Below are 18,197 nucleotides of genomic sequence, written 5' to 3'. Positions count from 1 at the left end.
CCTTCGAGGTGTTAATCCTGGATGATGCGCGGCACGCGCGGCGCGACGGCGCAAATCAGTTCATAGCCCAAGGTGCCGGCGGCGGCCGCCACCTCGTCCACGCAGGGGCCGCCCTGGCCGAACAGCACGACCTGGCTGCCCACTCCCGCGGCGGGCACGGGCGTCAGGTCCACGGCCAGCATGTCCATGGATACGCGGCCCACCAGGCGGGTGCGCACGCCATTGACCACCACGGGCGTGCCGGTACCCGCATGGCGCGGATAGCCGTCCGCGTAGCCGCAGGCCACCACGCCCACGCGCATGGGCTGCTCGGCCACATAAGTATGACCATAGCCCACACCTTCGCCCTGTTTGACGCCGCGCACGCTGATCAGTTCGGCCGCCAGGGTCATGCCGGCCTCCAGGCCGAAATCCTGTGCACTGATGTCGGCGAAGGGCGAGCTGCCGTACAGGCAGATGCCGGGTCGCACCCATTGCTCCGGACCGGCGGGCATGTAGGCGCCCAGATCGGGGCTGAGCGTGGCGGCCGAATTGCAGATGCTGACCGGACCGGGCAGGCCGTCGGTGATGCGGGTGAAGCAGCGGATCTGCTCCAGGGTCGCGTCGATATTGTCGTCGGCGCGCGCGAAATGGGTCATCTTGCCCACCACGCCCAGCTTGCCGGCCTTTTGCAGGCGCTGGGCGCGCGCGAAGGCGGCCGGATAATCGTCCACGCTGAAGCCCAGGCGGTTCATGCCCGTGTTGAGCTTGACCATGGCGTCCAGCGCCCGGCCTCCGGCCCACTGCTCCAGCATCTTGAGTTGTTCGTGCCCATGGATGACGGTGGACAGGCCGTAATGCGCCAGCACCTCCAGGTCCTCGGGCTGGAAAAAGCCTTCCAGCAGCAGGATGGGGCGCGTCCAGCCCGCTTCGCGGCAACGCACGGCCTCCTGCAGATCCAGCATGGCCAGTCCTTCGGCGGCCTGAAAGGCGCGCACGGCGTTCTCGATGCCATGTCCGTAGGCATCGGCTTTCATCACCGCCCAGATATTCGGCCGCCGCGCACCCGACATGGAGGTTGCGCTGTTCAGGCTCTGGATGACGACATCGAGATTGTGACGCAGCGACGACACATGAATGGTCGCCGATATAGGACGTGGCATGGCTCTCCCCAAAGGAATCTGAGAGTCTAAACCAGCCCCTGTGGAAACGAAAGTCGTGGGGATGTTGCGCCTGTAACAAGAACCTGAACAGGCTCCCGGGTCTGCCGTATACTGGCGGGCTATGTCTATCGAGCATTATGAAAACTTCCCTGTCGCCTCGGTCCTGTTGCCGCGCCGCCTGCGCCGCCCCGTGGTGGACATCTATCGCTTTGCCCGCAGCGCCGACGACATCGCCGACGAAGGCGATCTGAGCGCCGGCGAGCGCCTGGCGCTGCTGGACCAGTTCCAGGCCGGCATCGAGCAGCTGCAGTATCACCAGCCGCCCATGCTGGACGACCCGCACAGCCACATCTTCGTACCGCTGGCCGCCACCATCCGTGACTTTCAGTTACCGCTCAAGCCTTTCCTGGACCTGCTCTCGGCCTTCCGCCAGGACGTCACCACGCAGCGTTACGCCGACATGGCCGCGCTGCTGGACTACAGCTCCCGCTCGGCCAATCCGGTCGGCCGGCTGATGCTGCACCTGTACCAGGCCCACGAGCCCGAATTGCTGGACATGGCCGACGCCATCTGCACCGGCCTGCAACTGGTCAATTTCTGGCAGGACGTGGCCATGGACTGGCACAAGAACCGCGTCTACATCCCGCAGGAACTGCTGCAGCAGCACGACCTGGACGACGGCTACATCGAAGCGCGCTGCCTGCTGCAGCGCCAGCCCGGCGCCGACGATCGCTGGCAGGAGATGATGCAGCTGCTCGCCACCGACGCGCGCCAGCGTCTACAATCAGGCATGCCGCTGGCCGCGCACCTGCCGGGGCGCATCGGGCTGGAACTCAAGCTGATGGTCCTGGGCGGCCTGCGCATCCTGGAACGCCTGGAAGCGGTGCGTTTCGATGTGTTTTCCCGCCGCCCCACCCTGGCCCGCCTGGACTGGCTGCGACTGATCGCCCGCGGCCTGAGCCGCTCCCCCTTTCCACCTCAGCGTCCTGAACGTCCATGAGCCCAGACGAGTACTGTCAGAACAAGGCGGCCCAGAGCGGCTCCAGCTTCTACTACGCCTTTCTGTTCCTGCCGCCCGAGCGCCGCCGCGCCATCACCGCCCTGTACGCCTTCTGTCGCGAGGTGGACGACGTGGTGGACGAAGTGCACGAAGAATCCGTGGCGCGCATGAAGCTGGTCTGGTGGCGCAGCCAGGTGGCCGAACTCTACCAGGGCCGCACGCAGCACCCGGTCATGAAGGCGCTGGCGCCGCACGTGCAGGCCTTCGGCCTGCCGGAGGATCAATTGCTGGCCGTCATCGACGGCATGGAAATGGACCTGGACCAGGCCCGCTACCAGAGCTGGGAGGATTTGAAGCGCTACTGCTGGCACGCGGCAGGCGTGGTCGGCCTTCTGTCGGCGCGCATCTTCGGCCAGACGCAGGAGCAGACCAGCGACTATGCCGAGAAGCTGGGCCTGGCCTTCCAGCTCACGAACATCATCCGCGACGTGGGCGACGACGCTCGCCGCGGACGCATCTACCTGCCCCAGGACGAGCTGGACCGCTTCGGCGTGCGCGCCTCGGAGATCCTGGATCACCAGCATTCGGAACGCTTCGAAGCCCTGATGGCCTTCCAGACCGAACGGGCGCAAGGGCTGTACCGCGAGGCCATGCGCGCCCTGCCGGCCGCCGATCGGCGCGCCCAGCGTCCGGGCCTGCTGATGGCCGCCATCTACCATGCCCTGCTGGATGAAATTGCACGCGACCGCTGGCACGTGCTGGAGCAGCGCATTTCGCTCACGCCCATCCGCAAACTGTGGCTGGCCTGGAAGACCTGGGTGTCGGGCGGACGCGGGCTGCAGCGCAAGCTGAGCAAATGAACGTCGCCGTCATCGGCGCTGGCTGGGCCGGCTCCGCCCCTGCCTGGCGCCCGAAGACCCTGGGGCATCAGCCCGAAGTCTTCGAAGCTTCCCGCCATATCGGCGGAAGAGCGCGCCGGGTCCGCAGCCCCGGCCTGGGGCGCGAACTGGACAATGGCCAGCACATCCTGCTGGGCGCCTATTCCCAGACCCTGCAATTGATGCGCGAACTAGGGCTGGACGAGTCCACGCGCCTGCTGCGCCAGGACCTGGACGTGGTCGCCGCCCGAGGAGACTTCCGCCTGCGCAACCGCGCCCTGCCCGCCCCCTGGCACCTGCTGGCCGGCCTGCTGACTGCCCAGGGCATAGGCTGGGCGCAAAAATACCGGCTGGCCCGCTTCTGCCGCCGGCTCGAGAAACACCACTGGCGTACTCCCCCCGGCCTGACCGTACTGCAACTGCTGCACAGCCAAGGGCAGGACGCCGAGCTGATCCGGCTGTTCTGGCAGCCGCTGTGCGTGGCCGCCATGAACACGCCCATCGAGCAGGCCTGCGCCCAGTTGTTCGCCCACGTGCTGCGCGACAGCCTGGGCGGCCCGCGCCCGGCCAGCCAGACCCTGATCCCGTTGACGGATCTGAGCCGCTTGTGGTGCGAACCGGCTCTGCAGGACCTGCCCGTCCACCTGGGCAGCCGGGTGCGCGAATTGCGGCTGCATGAGCACGGCGTGGAAGTGGACGGTCGGCACTTCGAGGCTGCGATAGTGGCCTGTCCGCCCCCTCAAGCCCTGCGCCTGCTGGAGACACTGCCGCCGGCCCACGGCAGTGCGGAGCTGCTGGCCGACCTGAAGGCCATGCAGTACGTGCCCATCGCCACCCTGTACCTGAACCTGGAGCGGGCCTGGCAATTGCCGCAGCCCATGCTGATGCTGGCCGACGACACCGGCTGCGCCGGCCAGTGGCTGTTCGATCACAGCGCGCTCAAACCCGGCAGCGCGGAGACGCTGGCCAGCGTGGTGATCAGCGACGCCGTGCGTCTGCAGGCACTGGAGCGCGGCCAGGCCGTCGCGGCCATTCTGGAACAGATCCGGAACCAGACCCGGCGCTTCGGCCCCATGCCGGCCGTGCGCGCCACTGAACTCATCATCGAAAAACGGGCCACCTTCGCCGCCCTGCCCGGCCTGCGCCGCCCGTCCGTCGTCACGCCGTGGCCGGCCCTGCGCCTGGCGGGCGATTGGACCGATACCGGCTACCCCGGCGTGCTGGAAGGCGCGGTGCGCAGCGGCCTGCAAGCGGCGCAGAGCCTGGCCTGAGGGCTACAGGCCCTCCGCGCCCTTGCCGACACGCCTTTACTGGGCGAGCGGCGTCACCATGCTCGGCTGCGCGGGACGGTGAATGGCAAAGAAATCCTGCTGGAACAGGCGCATGCGCACCACGTCCCGATACTGGCCGTTGATGAAGAACTCGTGCTTGAGCTCGCCCTCCACTTCGAAGCCAAACTTTTTGTAGATGTGGATGGCCTTGACGTTTTCCTTGTCCACGATCAGCACGATCTTGTAGAGGTTCAAGACGCCAAAGCCATACTCGATGGCCTGCAGCGTGGCGCGCGAAGCGATTCCCTTTCCCTGGAACTCCGGCGCGATGATGATCTGGAACTCGGCCCGGCGGTGCACATGGTCGATCTCGACCAGCTCCACGACGCCCGCCGCCTGCCCTTCCCACTGAACGATGAAGCGGCGTTCCCGCTGATCGTGGATGTGCTCGTCATACAGGGCGGCCAGCTCCCCGTAGGTTTCATAAGGCTCCTCGAACCAGTAGCGCATGACATTGGCGTTGTTGTCCAGCAGGTGCACGAAGCGCAGGTCTTCGCGCTCCAGGGGCCGAAGTTTCACATGGGTGTCCTTGCTCATCTCTTTTTCTCCATTTCGAATCGTAGGCGTGGCTGATGCCGCCAGGCAGAAGCTTTCGCAATGATCAAGCCGACGCCCGATCATTCTCTACCGAAAGAATTGATCCATAAAGTTGAAAATGATCGATTCCATTGATGAGTCTTTGTCGGCGGAGTGATTCCTCGACACAGGCCAGGGCCACCGGGAAGAAAAAGGTTCTTCGAGGAATTCCAAGGAAGGAGTTGCCAAGTCGATGCCGAACCGGTTTTTTGAAGACGCCGTTCAAAGCGCAGGAAGATCGGACGGGGCTGACGGCTTGCCGGCGCGGCGCGCCGGTGCCCTGGTCGGGACGAGTGGCCGGGCGCGTCGTTAACTCCGGCGGGTTGCTCGCCCCCCAGGCGAGCAACAAGCGCCGCCGTCGAACAGAACGACGCTTGCACCCCGTCCCCGCGCCCCGCCTGCGGCAAGCCATCCGACCCGCCCCGTCCGATCTTCCCGCGCCTTGAACGGCTCAAAATGCCGATGGCATCGACCCGGCCACAGGCATCATTCATCAAACAGAAAGCTCAGCGAAATGTGAGGTTGACACGTTATATGGCGCGCGCGGACATCTCGCCGTTTGGGCCAATACAGCGGTGTCGTTCTCGCGAGGCGGGCCGGGGCGGGCCGGCGGGCGAGTCAGGGCCTTCGCCGCAGGCGGGATGCGGGGGCGGGAGGCAAGGGGCGTGCTGCTCGAGCAGGACGCTTGTGATTCGTCCAGTGGACGAATCACCCTGCGAGGTTCTATGGTTTGGGTCAAGTCGTTTTAGGCAATAACTTGGATGGATCGAAGGCTTGTCCGCTTTTCCATACCGCATAGGCGATGCGCAACAGCTTGCGCGCCAGAATCACAATCGACTCTGTGCCCGCCAGGCCTCGAGCTCGATACGCCTCATACAGCGGTTTACATGCCGTACTACGGCACGCCGACATCGCTGCCAAGTACAGTTGTCGGCGCAGCAGGGCTGGCCCACGCTTGCTGATACGGCGACGTCCTCGTTTGGCCCCGGAGTCATTGGGTCGGGGATCCAATCCGCTATACGCCACCAAGGCATCCGCGTTGGCGAAGGGGATACGATTGAGCAGCTCCGTTAACACGGACGCTGTCTGCTGGCCAATGCCCGTGACGCTGCGCAAGCGTTGATACCCCTGTTCGAGCTGTGGATCGCCGGCAATCAAGCGCTGTATTGGCCGATCCATTGAAGCCAGAACAGCCTCAAACCCCTGCTGCAACGCGTGGATATCCACACCCGATACATCCACATCCGCAAACGCCTGACGTAAGGCGCCCTGGTGAGCGATGACTTGAGCGCGACGAGACAGCAGCTGGCGTAGCTGTTGCTGTTGGATGCTGAGCGGTTGCCAGGCCTGCAAGCTGGATTGATGCTCTTGCAGGTAGCGGGCAATCACCTCGGCATCAAGGCTGTCGGTCTTGCCCCGGCTGCCCAAGGCCCGCGCATAGTAAAAGACGTCGCGAGCGTTCAGAATAAACACCGTCAGGCCATGAAGATGAGCCAACTGAGCCAGCAAGGCGTGATAACGGCCCGTTGACTCCATCGCAATTTGAGCCTGTTCGGGCACCGTCTTTAACCAGCGCGTAATACCAGCCGCCGTGTTGGCAATGGTGCAGGGCCGTTCGCCCGCTACGCTGATGACCACGTCAGCCTTGGCGACATCGGCGCCGATATAAAGCCTAGTCGTTTGCATGGGAGCACCTCCTGAGCGCATTATGAACAATGTCGGGGTGTACGCCATCGGGCTCGTTAACTTGCGTTCAGATCGGCGGTCGCGGTTCAAGGAACAGCGCCGCTCAGTTCCTTATCGACGATGATGGGTGGGGCAGGAGAGCTCTCGCAGTGTCGGTCCGGCGATGGCCGATAGTTCACAGTGTCCCTCCACCCCGACACCTTAACCATACAAGTTCGCGCCCCGCCCGCCCCAGTATCCTGACCAGGGAACCCGCGCGCAGCGCGGGCGAAGGACCCAGCCAAGCCGGCCCGCCGCGGCCGGCCTTGCGAGAACCTGAGCCTCTTTCCGCTTGGCCCAAACGACTCGCCAAACACGGAGGAATCCCTGGAATTCTTCGAAGAACCAGAAAAAAACCCCTGGCAAGCCAGGGGTTTCACAAGCAGAAAGGTCGGCGCCAATCAGGCCGGCGCGTGCTCTTCGATGTAACGGCGCACTTGCGCCAGCTCGGCGTCCATGACCACCACTTTCTGGGGCAGTTCGGCCAGGCCGGCCAGATGGGCCGGCACGGGAGCGGGCTGGCCGATGGCTTCTTCGATGGTTTCGGAGAACTTGGCCGGCAAGGCCGTCTCCAGCACCAGCATGGGAACGCCGGCGTCACGATGCGCCAGCGCCACCTTGACGCCGTCGGCCGTATGCGGGTCGATCAGGGTCTGGTGCTGCTCGAACACCTGGCGGATGGTGGCCAGGCGGTCCTGGTGCGAGCTGGCTCCGGCCACGAAGCCGAACTCGGCCTCGAAACGCGGCAGGTGCTCGCTGAGGTCGAACTGGCCGTCGCGCGACAGCTGGTCCCACAAGGCCTTGACCTGGCCGCCGTCGCGGCCCAGCAGATCGAAGATGAAGCGCTCGAAGTTGGAAGCGCGCGAAATGTCCATGGAAGGGCTGGAGGTCGCGTAGGTCTGCTCCGAGCCGCGGGGGCGGTAGATGCCGGTGCGGAAGAACTCTTCCAGCACGTTGTTCTCGTTGGTGGCCAGCACCAGCTTGTGGACGGGCAGCCCCATCTGCCGGGCGATATGGCCGGACAGGATATTGCCGAAATTGCCCGAAGGCACGGCAAAGGACACCTTCTGGCCCGAGCCCGTGGTGCTGCGCAGCCAGCCCCAGAAGTAATACACCACCTGGGCGGAGATGCGCGCCCAATTGATGGAGTTGACGGCGCCCAGGTGCATGCGCGACTTGAATTCCAGGTCGCCGGCCAGGGCCTTGACGATGTCCTGGCAATCGTCGAACACGCCCTTGACGGACAGGTTGTGGATATTGTCGTCCTGCAGCGAATACATCTGCGCGCGCTGGAAGGCGCTCATGCGGCCGAAAGGCGAGAGCATGAAGACGCTGACGCCGCGCTTGCCGCGCAAGGCGTACTCGGCGGCCGAGCCCGTGTCGCCGGAGGTCGCGCCCACGATGTTCAGGGTGCTGTTGCGCTGGGCCAGCACGTATTCGAAGGCCTGGCCCAGGAACTGCATGGCCATGTACTTGAAGGCCAGCGTGGGCCCCTGCGACAGGCCCAGCAGGGCCAGGCCGGGCTCCAGCGGCTTGACGGGCACGACCTGCCCGCTGTCGAACACGCCGGGCGCGTAGGCGCGCTGCGTCAGCGCAGCCAGCTCGTCCCTGGGGATGTCGGTGGCGAACAGGGACAGCACCTCGGCGGCCAGCTCGGGATAGCTGAGCGCGCGCCAGGACTCCAGCGTCTGGGCGCTGACCTGGGGATACTGTTCGGGAATGGCCAGGCCGCCGTCCGGCGCCAGTCCTTCGAGCAGGATGTCCGAGAATGGCTGGGGCGTCATGCCCCCGCGGGTGGAAATGTACTTCATCACAGGTTCTCCACGCGCAGGCGGGTGACGGCCGAACGCACGAAGGGCAGATTCTGGATCTGGCTGATGGCGCCGTTGATGGCTCCCTCGCGGGCCTCGTGCGTCAGGAAGATGATGTCGGCGTGATCGCCGGCCGGCTCCTGGAACATGGAGCCGATGGAGATGTCCGACTGAGCCAGGATGCGGGCCACGTCGGCCAGCACGCCGGGGCGGTCGTCCACGCGCAGGCGCAGGTAGTAGGCCGAGACGACCTCGTCCATGGGCAGGATGGGCGTGTCGGCCATGGCATCGTGCTGGAAGGCCAGGTAGGGCACGCGGTGTTCGGGTTCGGCGTTCTGCAGGCGGGTGACGTCCACCAGATCGGCCACCACGGCCGAGGCCGTGGGCAGGTCGCCCGCGCCGGCGCCGTAGTAGACCGTCTGGCCTACGGCGTCGCCATGCACCAGCACGGCGTTCATGGCGCCCTGCACATTGGCCAGCATGCTCTGGGCCGGCACCAGGGTGGGATGCACGCGCAGTTCGATGCCCTCCTCGCGGGCGCGGGTGATGCCCAGCAGCTTGACGCCGTAGCCCAGGCGCTGCGCGTGCTGCAGGTCTTCCAGGGTCAGGCTGGTGATGCCTTCCACATGGGCCTTGCTGAACTGCACGGGAATGCCGAAGGCCAGCGAAGCCAGCAGGCTGAGCTTGTGCGCAGCGTCCACGCCTTCGATATCGAAGGTGGGGTCGGCTTCGGCATAGCCCAGGCGCTGGGCGTCGGCCAGGGCCTCGGCGAAGCTCACGCCGCGGTTGCGCATTTCGGACAGGATGTAGTTGGTGGTGCCGTTGATGATGCCGGCCAGCCACTGGATGCGGTTGGCCGTCAGGCCTTCGCGGATCGCCTTGATGATGGGAATGCCGCCGGCCACGGCGGCCTCGAAGGCCACCATGACGCCGCGCCGGTGGGCGGCGGCGAAGATCTCGTTGCCGTGCTTGGCCAGCAGGGCCTTGTTGGCCGTGACCACGTGCTTGCCCTGGGCGATGGCTTCCATGACCCACTCGCGGGCCACGGTGGAGCCGCCCACCAGCTCGACCACGATGTCGATCTCGGGGTTGCGCACCACCTCCATGCCGTCGGTGGTCAGGGCGATCTGGTCGCCCACCAGGGCGCGCGCCTTGTCCAGGTCGCGCACGGCGGCCGTCACGACCTCGATGCGGCGGCCCGCGCGGCGGGCGATTTCATCAGCGTTGCGTTTCAATACGTTCCAGGTGCCGCTGCCGACCACACCCAGACCCAGCAGACCTACCTTGATGGGACTCATTTAACAAAACCGTCCTTACGGAACATTTCCTTGATGCCGCGCACCGCCTGACGGGTGCGCTGCTCGTTTTCGATAAGCGCAAAGCGCACGTAGTTGTCGCCGTACTCGCCAAAACCGATGCCGGGGGATACGGCGACCTTGGCGTCGCTGAGCAAGCGCTTGGCGAATTCCAGCGACCCCATGTCCTTGTAGAACTCGGGAATCCTGGCCCAGATGTACATGGAGGCCTTGGGGATATCGACCATCCAGCCGGCCTCGTGCAGGCCCTTGGCCAGCACGTCGCGACGGCGACGGTATTGCTCGACGACTTCGGACACGCAGTCCTGCGGGCCTTCCAGGGCCGCGATGGCGGCCACCTGGATGGGCGTGAAGGTGCCGTAGTCGTGATAGCTCTTGATCCGCGCCAGGGCGTTGACCAGAGTCTGGTTGCCCACCATGAAGCCGATGCGCCAGCCGGCCATATTATAGCTTTTGCTCATGGTGAAGAATTCCACGGCCACGTCGCGCGCGCCTTCCACCTGCATGATGGAAGGGGCCACGTAGCCGTCGAAGGTGATGTCGGCATAGGCCAGGTCGTGCACCACCAGGATGCCGTGCTCGCGGGCCAGGGCGACGATGCGCTCGAAGAAGGACAGGTCCACGCACTGGGCCGTGGGATTGCTGGGAAAGCCCAGGATCATCATCTTGGGCTTGGGGATGGACTCGCGCACCGCCTTTTCGATCTCATCGAAGAAATCCACGCCCGGCACCATGGGCACGGAGCGGATGTTGGCTCCGGCGATGACGGCGCCGTAGATGTGGATGGGGTAGCTGGGGTTGGGCACCAGCACGGTGTCGCCCCTGTCCAGGGTGGCCAGCATCAAGTGGGCCAGGCCCTCCTTGGAGCCTATGGTCACGATGGCCTCGCTGTCCGGGTCCAGCTGCACGTTGTAGCGGCGCTCGTACCAGTTGGTGATGGCGCGGCGCAGGCGCGGGATGCCCTTGGACACGGAGTAGCCGTGCGTGTCGGGTCGGCTCGAGGCCTCGACCAGCTTTTCCACGATATGCGCGGGCGTCGCCCCATCCGGGTTGCCCATCGACATGTCGATGATGTCCTCGCCACGGCGACGCGCAGCCATTTTCAGCTCGCCGGTGATGTTGAACACATAGGGAGGCAGGCGCTCGATGCGCGGAAAGCGGATCATGATATTCCTTGGAAAGACGACAGCGGCAGGCGCAATCGGAAAGGCGAGATCAAATCAAAGAGTTTAATCCATGATTGACAATGTGAGAAACATTGTGCGGTGCCGGGGCGCGCCCATGGGCGGCACGGCTTTGCGCTATCATCGGGTGTGCAAGAACCGGTTCGCGATCTTCGTGCGGCGACAGCGCCGCCGAGAGCCCGGACTGGTTCCAACGGGAGATACTCATCGTGCAACTGCAACGCGAACACAATCCGGCCCTCAACGCCATCACCGCCTACGGGGATGACTATGTGGCCATCAATTTCCAACGCCACGATCATTCCATCTTCTTCGCCCCGGAAGGCCCGATCCGGGACCTGGCGATCCAGTCCGCCTCCGAGCTGACGGCGGCGCATCTGCGCTCCTTCGCCGGTCTGGACCAGGTCAGGCAGGACCCCATGGCCTTCCTGGACGACGCTCCGCAGGAGCGCCCCGACAACGCCCCGGAGCTGATCCTGATCGGCACCGGCCAGCGCCAGCATTTCCTCAATCCCGCCATCACGCAGGAAGTGCTGCGGCTGGGCATAGGTGTGGAAATCATGGATACCCAGGCCGCCGCAAGAACATACAATATCCTCATGGCCGAGGGCCGCAAGGTCGTCGCCGCCCTACTGATACAGGAAACCCCATGACCGCCGTACAGACCGGATCGCCCATCCCCGAGTTTTCCGTACCCGCCACCCGCGGCCAGTTTTCCACGGCCGACCTCAAAGGCAGGAAGACCGTGCTGTATTTCTATCCCAAGGACAGCACGCCGGGCTGCACCACCGAATCCCAGAATTTCCGTGACGCCCTGCCCCGGTTCGAAGCCGCCGGCGCCCAGGTCATCGGCGTCTCGCGCGACTCGCTGGCCTCGCATCAGCGCTTCACGGAAAAGCAGGAACTGAACTTCTCCCTGGCCGCCGACACAGACGAGACCCTGTGCCAGTTGTTTGGCGTCATCAAGATGAAAAACATGTACGGTAAACAGGTACGAGGCATCGAACGCAGCACCTTCCTGATCGACGCCCAGGGCGTCCTGGTCCAGGAATGGCGCGGCGTCAAAGTGCCCGGCCATGTGGAGGCCGTGTTGCAGGCCGTCCAGCAACAGGCCTGAACCCTTACCGCGCCGGCCGCCGCGCCGGCGCACAACCAGGAGTACGTGTTACATGCCGCTACCCAAGTTGCCCACCAAGCTGGTAGCCCTGCTCGGCGACGACGACGCCTCCGTCGTCCTTGCCGAACCGCCTGTACAGGCGCCCGAGCCGGCCGCGCCGCCGCAAGCCAAGTCCAAGCCGGCCCGCGGCAAGCCGGCGGCTGTCCCGCGCAAGGCGGAACCCGCTCCTGAGGCCGCGCCCCAGGAGGCGCCCGCAGCCGAATCCGCTTCGGCGCCTGCGCCCGCCCCGGCGGCCGCGCCCGCCGCCAAGCCCGCCCGCAACCGCCGGGCATCGGGCGCCGCGCCCAAGCGCACCCGCCTGTCCCCGCAACTGCGCAAGCTGTTCGTGCTGGACACCAATGTGCTGCTGCACGACTCCAACTCCCTGTTCAAATTCGAAGAGCACGATATCTTCCTGCCCATGATGGTGCTGGAAGAACTGGATCACCAGAAGAAGGGCCTGTCCGAAGTCGCCCGCAACGCGCGCCAGGTCAGCCGCTCCCTGGAGGGCCTGGTGGGCGAGCACGGCCTGGACAAACCCATACACCTGGACGGCATCGGCAACACCGAAGCCCTGGGCTCGGTGATTTTCCAGACGGCGGCGCTGGACACCACGCTGCCCATCCAGTTGCCGGTGGGCAAGGCCGACAACGCCATCCTGTCCGTGGTGCACGCGCTCAAGCAGGCCTTGCCCAAGCGCGAAGTGGTGCTGGTGTCCAAGGACATCAACATGCGTCTGAAGGCCAAGGCCCTGGGACTGCAGGCCGAGGACTACCGCCACGACCACGTGCTGGACGACTCCGACCTGCTGTATGACGGCGTCATGCCCCTGCCCGCCAACTTCTGGACCAAGCATGGCAAGAACATGGAGTCCTGGCAGCAAGGCGGCACTACCTTCTATCGCATCAGCGGACCGCTGTGCAGCCAGTTCATGGTCAACCAGTTCGTCTTCACCGAAGGCGACGACCCGCTGTACGCCCAGGTGCGCGAGACCGCCGGCAACACGGCGGTGCTGGCCACCCTGCGCGACTACAGCCACGGCAAGAACAATGTCTGGGGCATCACCGCGCGCAACCGCGAGCAGAACTTCGCCCTGAACCTGCTCATGAACCCCGACTTCGATTTCGTTTCCCTGCTGGGACACGCGGGCACGGGCAAGACGCTGCTGGCGCTGGCCAGCGCCTTGACCCAGACCCTGGAGACCAAGCGCTACAACGAGATCATCATCACCCGCGCCACCGTTCCCGTGGGCGATGACATCGGCTTTCTGCCCGGCACCGAGGAAGAAAAAATGCAACCGTGGATGGGCGCACTGGAAGACAATCTGGAAGTGCTGCATCTGGGCACGGGCAAGTCCTCGGCCAGCCTGGGCGGCGGCCAGGGCGAGCCCCAGCGCAACTCGACCATGGAGCTGATCCGCTCCAAGATCAAGGTCAAGTCGCTGAGCTTCATGCGCGGGCGCACCTTCATGAACAAGTTCCTGATCATCGACGAGGCCCAGAACCTGACGCCCAAGCAGATGAAGACACTGGTGACGCGCGCCGGTCCGGGGACTAAAATCGTCTGTCTGGGCAATATCGCGCAAATCGACACGCCCTATCTGACCGAAGGCAGTTCGGGGCTGACCTACGTGGTGGACCGCTTCAAGGGTTGGCCGCACGCCGGCCACGTCACCTTGCAGCGCGGCGAGCGCTCGCGCCTGGCGGATTACGCCAGCGACGCGCTCTGACCGGCCGCCGCCGGAACTCAAACCGGGTCCAGGACCCGGTTTTTTTATTGTTGGAACGCATGCACAAACGCATAGAACAACCCGTGGGGCTGACCATGGGCGATGCCGCCGGCATCGGACCGGAGATCATCGCCCGGCTTTTCACGCAAGGTCTGCCTCATCCGGCCGTCGTGTATGGCGATGCGGGCGCCCTGCGGCGCGCGCTGGCGCTGATCGGCGAACAGACGCGCTGGCAGGTGCGGGAAGTCGGGGATCCGGTCGCCGCTCCGGCGGGCGTCATCCCGGTGCTGAACCGCTGGCGGCCCCTGCCCGAGGACCTGCCCTACGGCCGGGTCCATGCCCTGGCCGGGCGCGGCGCCTATGAATACCTGTGCCACGCCATCGACGACGCCCAGGCAGGCCGCCTACGCGCCATCGTCACCGCGCCCCTGAACAAGCTGGCCATGCAGGCCGGCGGCATAGACGCGCCCGGCCACACCGAGATCCTGGCCGCGCGCAGCGGCACGGAACATTTCGCCATGATGCTGGCCAATGACGAACTGCGTGTCATCCTGGTCACCATCCACGAGGCCCTGAGCCGCGTGCCCGCGCTGATCACCCGGGAACGCGTGCTGCAGACCATACGCCTGGCGCACCGGGCCTGCCGGCAAGCCGGCGTGGCCCGGCCCAGAGTGGCCGTGGCCGGCCTGAACCCCCACGCGGGCGAAGGCGGCAAATTCGGCCGCGAGGAAATCGACGTCATCGCGCCGGCCATCGAGCAGGCCCGCGGCGAGGGGCTGGAGGCCAGCGGCCCCTGGTCGGGCGATACCATCTTCATGCGCGCCCGCCAGGGCGAATTCGACATCGTGGTGGCCCAGTACCATGACCAGGGCCTGATTCCCGTGAAGTACCTGGGCCTGGACGAAGGCGTCAACGTCACGGTGGGCCTGCCTTTCATCCGCACCAGCGTGGATCACGGCACCGCCTACGACATCGCCGGCCAGGGCAAGGCGGACGCCGCCTCGCTGGCCTGCGCCTACCGCCTGGCCCTGACCATGAGCGCCCACGCCTCATGATCAAGCGCCTGCCCATCGATCCGTTCCTGCTCAAGCTGTTCGCCACCGTGGCCCTGGCCAGCGTCCTGCCCGCCCAGGGCTGGGGCGTGCCGCTGTTCCACCACGCCACCCAGATCGGCATCGCCCTGCTCTTCTTCCTGCATGGCGCGCGCCTGTCGCGCGAGGCCATCCTGGGCGGCCTGTCGCACTGGCGCCTGCATCTGGCCATTCTGTCGGTCACCTTCGTGCTGTTTCCGCTGCTGGGCAGCGGCATGGCGGCCCTGCTGCATCCCTGGCTGACCGAGAACCTGTACCTGGGCGTGCTGTTCCTGGCCTGCCTGCCCAGCACCGTGCAGTCGGCGGTCGCCTTGACCGCCATAGCGCGCGGCAATGTGCCGGCCTCGATCTGCAGCGCATCGGCATCCACCTTGCTGGGCGTGTTCCTCACGCCGCTGCTCATCGGCATCGTGCTGGCGGGTGCCACCGCCACCCAGGCCGCCGTCTCGCTGGAAGCCGTGGGCAAGATCATGCTGCAGCTGTTCTTTCCCTTCGTGTTCGGCCACCTGCTGCGGCCCTGGACAGGAAACTGGGTGGGCAGGCGCAACCGGCTGCTCAAGATCGTCGACCAGGGTTCCATCCTGCTGGTGGTCTATACGGCGTTCTCGGGAGCGGTCGTGGGCGGACTGTGGTCATCCACGCCCGTCAGCGCCCTGCTGGTGATCCTGCTGGGCAATGCCGTGCTGCTGGCGCTGGCTCAAGGGCTGGCCTGGCTGCTGGGGCGCTGGCTGGGCTTCAGCAGGCCGGACCGGGTCAGCCTGCTGATGTGCGGCTCCAACAAAAGCCTGAGCAGCGGCATCCCCATCGCCAATGTACTGTTCGCCGGCGGTTCCGTGGGCGCCATCATCCTGCCCATCATGTTGTTCCATCAGTGGCAGCTGCTGGTCTGCGCCTGGCTGGCCGGACGGCTGGGCGCCCGCACGCAAGCATGAAAAATTCCGGCCGGCCCCCAGGCCGGCCGAACCGATCTTAGACTGGCGTGTAATTCAGGAAGCGCGTGCTGGCGCCGGCGAAGGTCAGGCGTACCGTGCCGATGGGGCCGTTACGCTGCTTGCCGATGATGATCTCCGCCGTGCCCTTGTCGGGCGAATCGGGGTTGTAGACCTCGTCGCGATAGATGAACAGGATCAAGTCGGCGTCCTGCTCGATGGCGCCCGATTCACGCAGGTCGCTCATGACGGGGCGCTTGTTGGGCCGCTGCTCCAGGCTTCGGTTGAGCTGCGACAGAGCGATCAGCGGGCAGTTCAGCTCCTTGGCCAGGCCCTTGAGCGAACGGCTGATCTCGGAAATTTCGGTGGCGCGGTTTTCGCCGCCGCTGGAGGACATCAGCTGCAGGTAGTCGATGATGATCAGCCCCAGCTGGCCGCACTGCCGGGCCAGGCGGCGCGCCCTGGCGCGCACTTCCATGGAAGACAGGCCCGGGGTTTCGTCGATGTAGATCTGCGCTTCCTGCACCTGCTGCACAGCGTGCGTGAGGCGCGGCCAGTCATCGGCCGTCAGCTTGCCGGTGCGCATGCGGTGCTGGTCCAGCATGCCGACCGAGCCCACCATACGCATGGCCAGTTGCACCGCGCCCATTTCCATGGAGAACACCGCCACCGGCAGGCCCTGTTCGATGGCCACGTGCTCGCCGATGTTCATGGAGAAGGAGGTCTTGCCCATGGACGGGCGGCCGGCCACGATGACCAGATCCCCCGCTTGCAGGCCGGAGGTCATCTTGTCCAGGTCGGCAAAGCCCGTGGGCACGCCCGTGACCTCGGAGTCGCCCTCGCGGTGGTAGAGCTCGTCGATGCGCTCCACCACCTGGCTGAGCAGCGGCTGGATGTCCAGAAAGCCCTGCGAGCCGCGCGCGCCCTCCTGGGCGATCTGGAACACCCGCGTTTCGGCCTCGTCCAGTATCTGGCGGGCTTCCTTGCCCTGCGGATTGAAGGCGGCCGACGAGATATCGTCCGCCACGGTCACCAGCTTGCGCAGCATGGAGCGTTCGCGCACGATCTCGGCGTAGCGCCGGATGTTGGCCGCGGACGGCGTGTTGTGGGCCAGCGCGTTCAGATAGGCAAGGCCGCCCACTTCTTCCTGCTTGCCGGCCACCGACAGCGACTCGAACACGGTCACCACGTCGGCGGGACGGGCCAAGCCGATCAGGCGGGTGATGTGCTGCCAGATCAGCTTGTGATCATGGCGGTAGAAGTCCTCGTCGGTGACGATGTCGGCCACCCGATCGAAGGCGGCGTTGTCCAGCAACAGGCCGCCCAGCACGGACTGCTCCGCCTCGATGGAATGGGGCGGAACCCGTAGGTAATCCAGGGACGAATCGGTCTGGGCGGACTTGCTCTCCACGCGCGCACCTTCAAGTCAAGGAAAGAAAACAAAAAAAGCCGGTTTGCACCGGCTTTTTCCAGGCCTTGCCGGTACACCCCAGAAAGGAATGTACCATGAGCAAACCGGGCTGCTTAGGCGACGTCGCCTTGAACCACCACGGTGATGTCGGCCACGACATCAGCGTGCAGGGCGATCTGCACAGGGTACTCGCCAACAGCCTTCAGGGGACCGTCGGGCAGACGCACCTGGGACTTGACGATTTCGGCGTAGCCGGCACCCTGCAGGGCAGCGGCGATGTCCATGGTCGTCACGGAACCGAACAGGCGGCCGTCGACGCCGGCCTTCTGCACCAGCGTCACGGACTGGCCGTTCAGCTTGTCGTTCTGTGCCTGGGCGGCAGCCAGTTTTTCAGCTTGCAGTTTTTCCAGTTCGGCGCGGCGGGCTTCGAATTCCCGCAGAGCGGCAGCCGTGGCGCGGCGGGCGATCTTGCGGGGCAGCAGGAAGTTGCGGGCATAACCATCACGCACGCGGACCACGTCACCCAGGTTGCCCAGGTTGACGACTTTTTCGAGCAAAATGACTTGCATGACTAATGTTCCTCTGGATTATTTGTGGTTGTCGGTGTACGGCAACAGAGCCAGGAAACGCGCGCGCTTGATAGCGGTGTCCAGCTGACGCTGGTAGTGCGCTTTCGTGCCAGTCAGACGTGCGGGGATGATCTTGCCATTTTCCTGGATGAAATCACGCAGGGTGTCCAGGTCTTTGTAATCGATTTCTTCAACGCCAGCGACGGTGAAGCGGCAGAATTTGCGGCGCTTGAACAGTGGGTTCTGTTGTGCAAATTTGCGTTTTTTGTCTTTGCCTCTACGGAAAGCCATTTTGTGCCTCGTTAGTAACCGGACGATGTCCGGGAGAATTCAATGTGAAGCGAAGTGT

At 65.2% G+C, this 18,197-nt stretch carries 17 protein-coding genes; 8 read left to right on the top strand and 9 right to left on the bottom strand.

The features are described from left to right. Positions 1-11: 11 nt before the first annotated feature. Positions 12-1,142, bottom strand: a complete 1,131-nt coding sequence (alr, locus tag ACWPWO_RS06175; protein ID WP_454005242.1) for an alanine racemase — start codon at positions 1,140-1,142, stop codon at positions 12-14. 121 nt (positions 1,143-1,263) lie between these two features. Between alr and hpnC the strand changes: the two genes are divergently transcribed. From hpnC to hpnE, 3 genes are read left to right on the top strand one after another with little or no spacing between them, the layout of a single operon-like run. Next, positions 1,264-2,142, top strand: a complete 879-nt coding sequence (hpnC, locus tag ACWPWO_RS06170; protein ID WP_454005240.1) for a squalene synthase HpnC — start codon at positions 1,264-1,266, stop codon at positions 2,140-2,142. Beyond that, positions 2,139-3,002, top strand: coding sequence for a presqualene diphosphate synthase HpnD (gene hpnD, locus ACWPWO_RS06165; protein ID WP_394065007.1), 864 nt, complete (start codon positions 2,139-2,141; stop codon positions 3,000-3,002). The genes hpnC and hpnD overlap by 4 nt, the downstream gene beginning before the upstream one ends. Then, positions 2,999-4,291, top strand: a complete 1,293-nt coding sequence (gene hpnE / locus ACWPWO_RS06160; protein WP_454005237.1) for a hydroxysqualene dehydroxylase HpnE — start codon at positions 2,999-3,001, stop codon at positions 4,289-4,291. Before hpnD ends, hpnE begins: the two co-directional genes overlap by 4 nt. A gap of 36 nt (positions 4,292-4,327) precedes the next feature. On the opposite strand, the gene speG is transcribed toward hpnE, so the two are convergent. The 5 genes from speG to alaC form a co-directional block, all read right to left on the bottom strand. Further along, positions 4,328-4,888, bottom strand: coding sequence for a spermidine N1-acetyltransferase (gene speG / locus ACWPWO_RS06155; RefSeq protein WP_394065003.1), 561 nt, complete (start codon positions 4,886-4,888; stop codon positions 4,328-4,330). Between the two features lie 774 nt (positions 4,889-5,662). After that, positions 5,663-6,613 (bottom strand): IS110 family transposase, encoded by a 951-nt coding sequence (locus ACWPWO_RS06150; protein ID WP_454005135.1) that lies wholly within the window; start codon positions 6,611-6,613, stop codon positions 5,663-5,665. A gap of 440 nt (positions 6,614-7,053) precedes the next feature. Continuing rightward, positions 7,054-8,463, bottom strand: a complete 1,410-nt coding sequence (gene thrC, locus ACWPWO_RS06145; protein ID WP_454005235.1) for a threonine synthase — start codon at positions 8,461-8,463, stop codon at positions 7,054-7,056. After that, complete coding sequence (locus ACWPWO_RS06140) at positions 8,463-9,761, bottom strand: homoserine dehydrogenase (protein ID WP_454005234.1); 1,299 nt, start codon at positions 9,759-9,761, stop codon at positions 8,463-8,465. Before ACWPWO_RS06140 ends, thrC begins: the two co-directional genes overlap by 1 nt. Continuing rightward, on the bottom strand, positions 9,758-10,945 hold the full coding sequence (gene alaC, locus ACWPWO_RS06135; RefSeq protein ID WP_454005232.1) for an alanine transaminase: 1,188 nt from the start codon (positions 10,943-10,945) through the stop codon (positions 9,758-9,760). The genes ACWPWO_RS06140 and alaC overlap by 4 nt, the downstream gene beginning before the upstream one ends. A 227-nt stretch (positions 10,946-11,172) precedes the next feature. Here alaC and ACWPWO_RS06130 point away from each other — a divergent pair, with 227 nt between their 5' ends. Genes ACWPWO_RS06130 through ACWPWO_RS06110 form a run of 5 tightly spaced genes read left to right on the top strand, consistent with a single transcriptional unit; the run spans position 11,173 to position 15,871 of the window. Continuing rightward, the gene (locus ACWPWO_RS06130) at positions 11,173-11,616 is read left to right on the top strand and encodes an Mth938-like domain-containing protein (protein WP_454005230.1); all 444 of its coding nucleotides are present in this window, start codon (positions 11,173-11,175) and stop codon (positions 11,614-11,616) included. Beyond that, positions 11,613-12,080 carry a peroxiredoxin gene (locus ACWPWO_RS06125; protein ID WP_454005228.1) on the top strand — a complete coding sequence of 156 codons (468 nt, stop codon included), beginning with the start codon at positions 11,613-11,615 and terminating at the stop codon, positions 12,078-12,080. The genes ACWPWO_RS06130 and ACWPWO_RS06125 overlap by 4 nt, the downstream gene beginning before the upstream one ends. Positions 12,081-12,132: 52 nt before the next feature. Next, positions 12,133-13,848 carry a PhoH family protein gene (locus ACWPWO_RS06120; protein WP_454005226.1) on the top strand — a complete coding sequence of 572 codons (1,716 nt, stop codon included), beginning with the start codon at positions 12,133-12,135 and terminating at the stop codon, positions 13,846-13,848. A 59-nt stretch (positions 13,849-13,907) separates the two neighbouring features. Further along, positions 13,908-14,903: a 4-hydroxythreonine-4-phosphate dehydrogenase PdxA gene (gene pdxA, locus ACWPWO_RS06115; RefSeq protein WP_454005224.1), complete on the top strand. Its 996-nt coding sequence runs from the start codon at positions 13,908-13,910 to the stop codon at positions 14,901-14,903. Continuing rightward, positions 14,900-15,871, top strand: coding sequence for a bile acid:sodium symporter family protein (locus ACWPWO_RS06110; RefSeq protein WP_454005223.1), 972 nt, complete (start codon positions 14,900-14,902; stop codon positions 15,869-15,871). The genes pdxA and ACWPWO_RS06110 overlap by 4 nt, the downstream gene beginning before the upstream one ends. A 37-nt stretch (positions 15,872-15,908) precedes the next feature. Here ACWPWO_RS06110 and ACWPWO_RS06105 read toward each other — a convergent pair whose 3' ends face one another. The 3 genes from ACWPWO_RS06105 to rpsR form a co-directional block, all read right to left on the bottom strand. Continuing rightward, positions 15,909-17,279, bottom strand: coding sequence for a replicative DNA helicase (locus tag ACWPWO_RS06105; protein ID WP_394064988.1), 1,371 nt, complete (start codon positions 17,277-17,279; stop codon positions 15,909-15,911). A 113-nt stretch (positions 17,280-17,392) separates the two neighbouring features. Beyond that, positions 17,393-17,848, bottom strand: a complete 456-nt coding sequence (gene rplI / locus ACWPWO_RS06100; protein ID WP_454005221.1) for a 50S ribosomal protein L9 — start codon at positions 17,846-17,848, stop codon at positions 17,393-17,395. Between the two features lie 18 nt (positions 17,849-17,866). Further along, positions 17,867-18,139 carry a 30S ribosomal protein S18 gene (gene rpsR / locus ACWPWO_RS06095; protein WP_123051413.1) on the bottom strand — a complete coding sequence of 91 codons (273 nt, stop codon included), beginning with the start codon at positions 18,137-18,139 and terminating at the stop codon, positions 17,867-17,869. Positions 18,140-18,197 lie beyond the last annotated feature (58 nt).

The organism is Alcaligenes sp. Marseille-Q7550 (genome assembly GCF_965112015.1).
This window is presented reverse-complemented; position numbering and strand designations above follow the sequence as displayed.

Excerpts from the sequence above, each read along its gene's own strand:
- alr (WP_454005242.1), bottom strand. The coding sequence starts at position 1,142 with ATGCCACGTCCTATATCGGCGACCATTCATGTGTCGTCGCTGCGTCAC.
- speG (WP_394065003.1), bottom strand. The coding sequence starts at position 4,888 with ATGAGCAAGGACACCCATGTGAAACTTCGGCCCCTGGAGCGCGAAGAC.
- ACWPWO_RS06125 (WP_454005228.1), top strand. The coding sequence starts at position 11,613 with ATGACCGCCGTACAGACCGGATCGCCCATCCCCGAGTTTTCCGTACCC.
- ACWPWO_RS06150 (WP_454005135.1), bottom strand. The coding sequence starts at position 6,613 with ATGCAAACGACTAGGCTTTATATCGGCGCCGATGTCGCCAAGGCTGAC.
- ACWPWO_RS06110 (WP_454005223.1), top strand. The coding sequence starts at position 14,900 with ATGATCAAGCGCCTGCCCATCGATCCGTTCCTGCTCAAGCTGTTCGCC.
- thrC (WP_454005235.1), bottom strand. The coding sequence starts at position 8,463 with ATGAAGTACATTTCCACCCGCGGGGGCATGACGCCCCAGCCATTCTCG.
- hpnC (WP_454005240.1), top strand. The coding sequence starts at position 1,264 with ATGTCTATCGAGCATTATGAAAACTTCCCTGTCGCCTCGGTCCTGTTG.
- hpnD (WP_394065007.1), top strand. The coding sequence starts at position 2,139 with ATGAGCCCAGACGAGTACTGTCAGAACAAGGCGGCCCAGAGCGGCTCC.
- ACWPWO_RS06120 (WP_454005226.1), top strand. The coding sequence starts at position 12,133 with ATGCCGCTACCCAAGTTGCCCACCAAGCTGGTAGCCCTGCTCGGCGAC.
- rpsR (WP_123051413.1), bottom strand. The coding sequence starts at position 18,139 with ATGGCTTTCCGTAGAGGCAAAGACAAAAAACGCAAATTTGCACAACAG.
- ACWPWO_RS06140 (WP_454005234.1), bottom strand. The coding sequence starts at position 9,761 with ATGAGTCCCATCAAGGTAGGTCTGCTGGGTCTGGGTGTGGTCGGCAGC.
- alaC (WP_454005232.1), bottom strand. The coding sequence starts at position 10,945 with ATGATCCGCTTTCCGCGCATCGAGCGCCTGCCTCCCTATGTGTTCAAC.
- pdxA (WP_454005224.1), top strand. The coding sequence starts at position 13,908 with ATGCACAAACGCATAGAACAACCCGTGGGGCTGACCATGGGCGATGCC.
- rplI (WP_454005221.1), bottom strand. The coding sequence starts at position 17,848 with ATGCAAGTCATTTTGCTCGAAAAAGTCGTCAACCTGGGCAACCTGGGT.
- hpnE (WP_454005237.1), top strand. The coding sequence starts at position 2,999 with ATGAACGTCGCCGTCATCGGCGCTGGCTGGGCCGGCTCCGCCCCTGCC.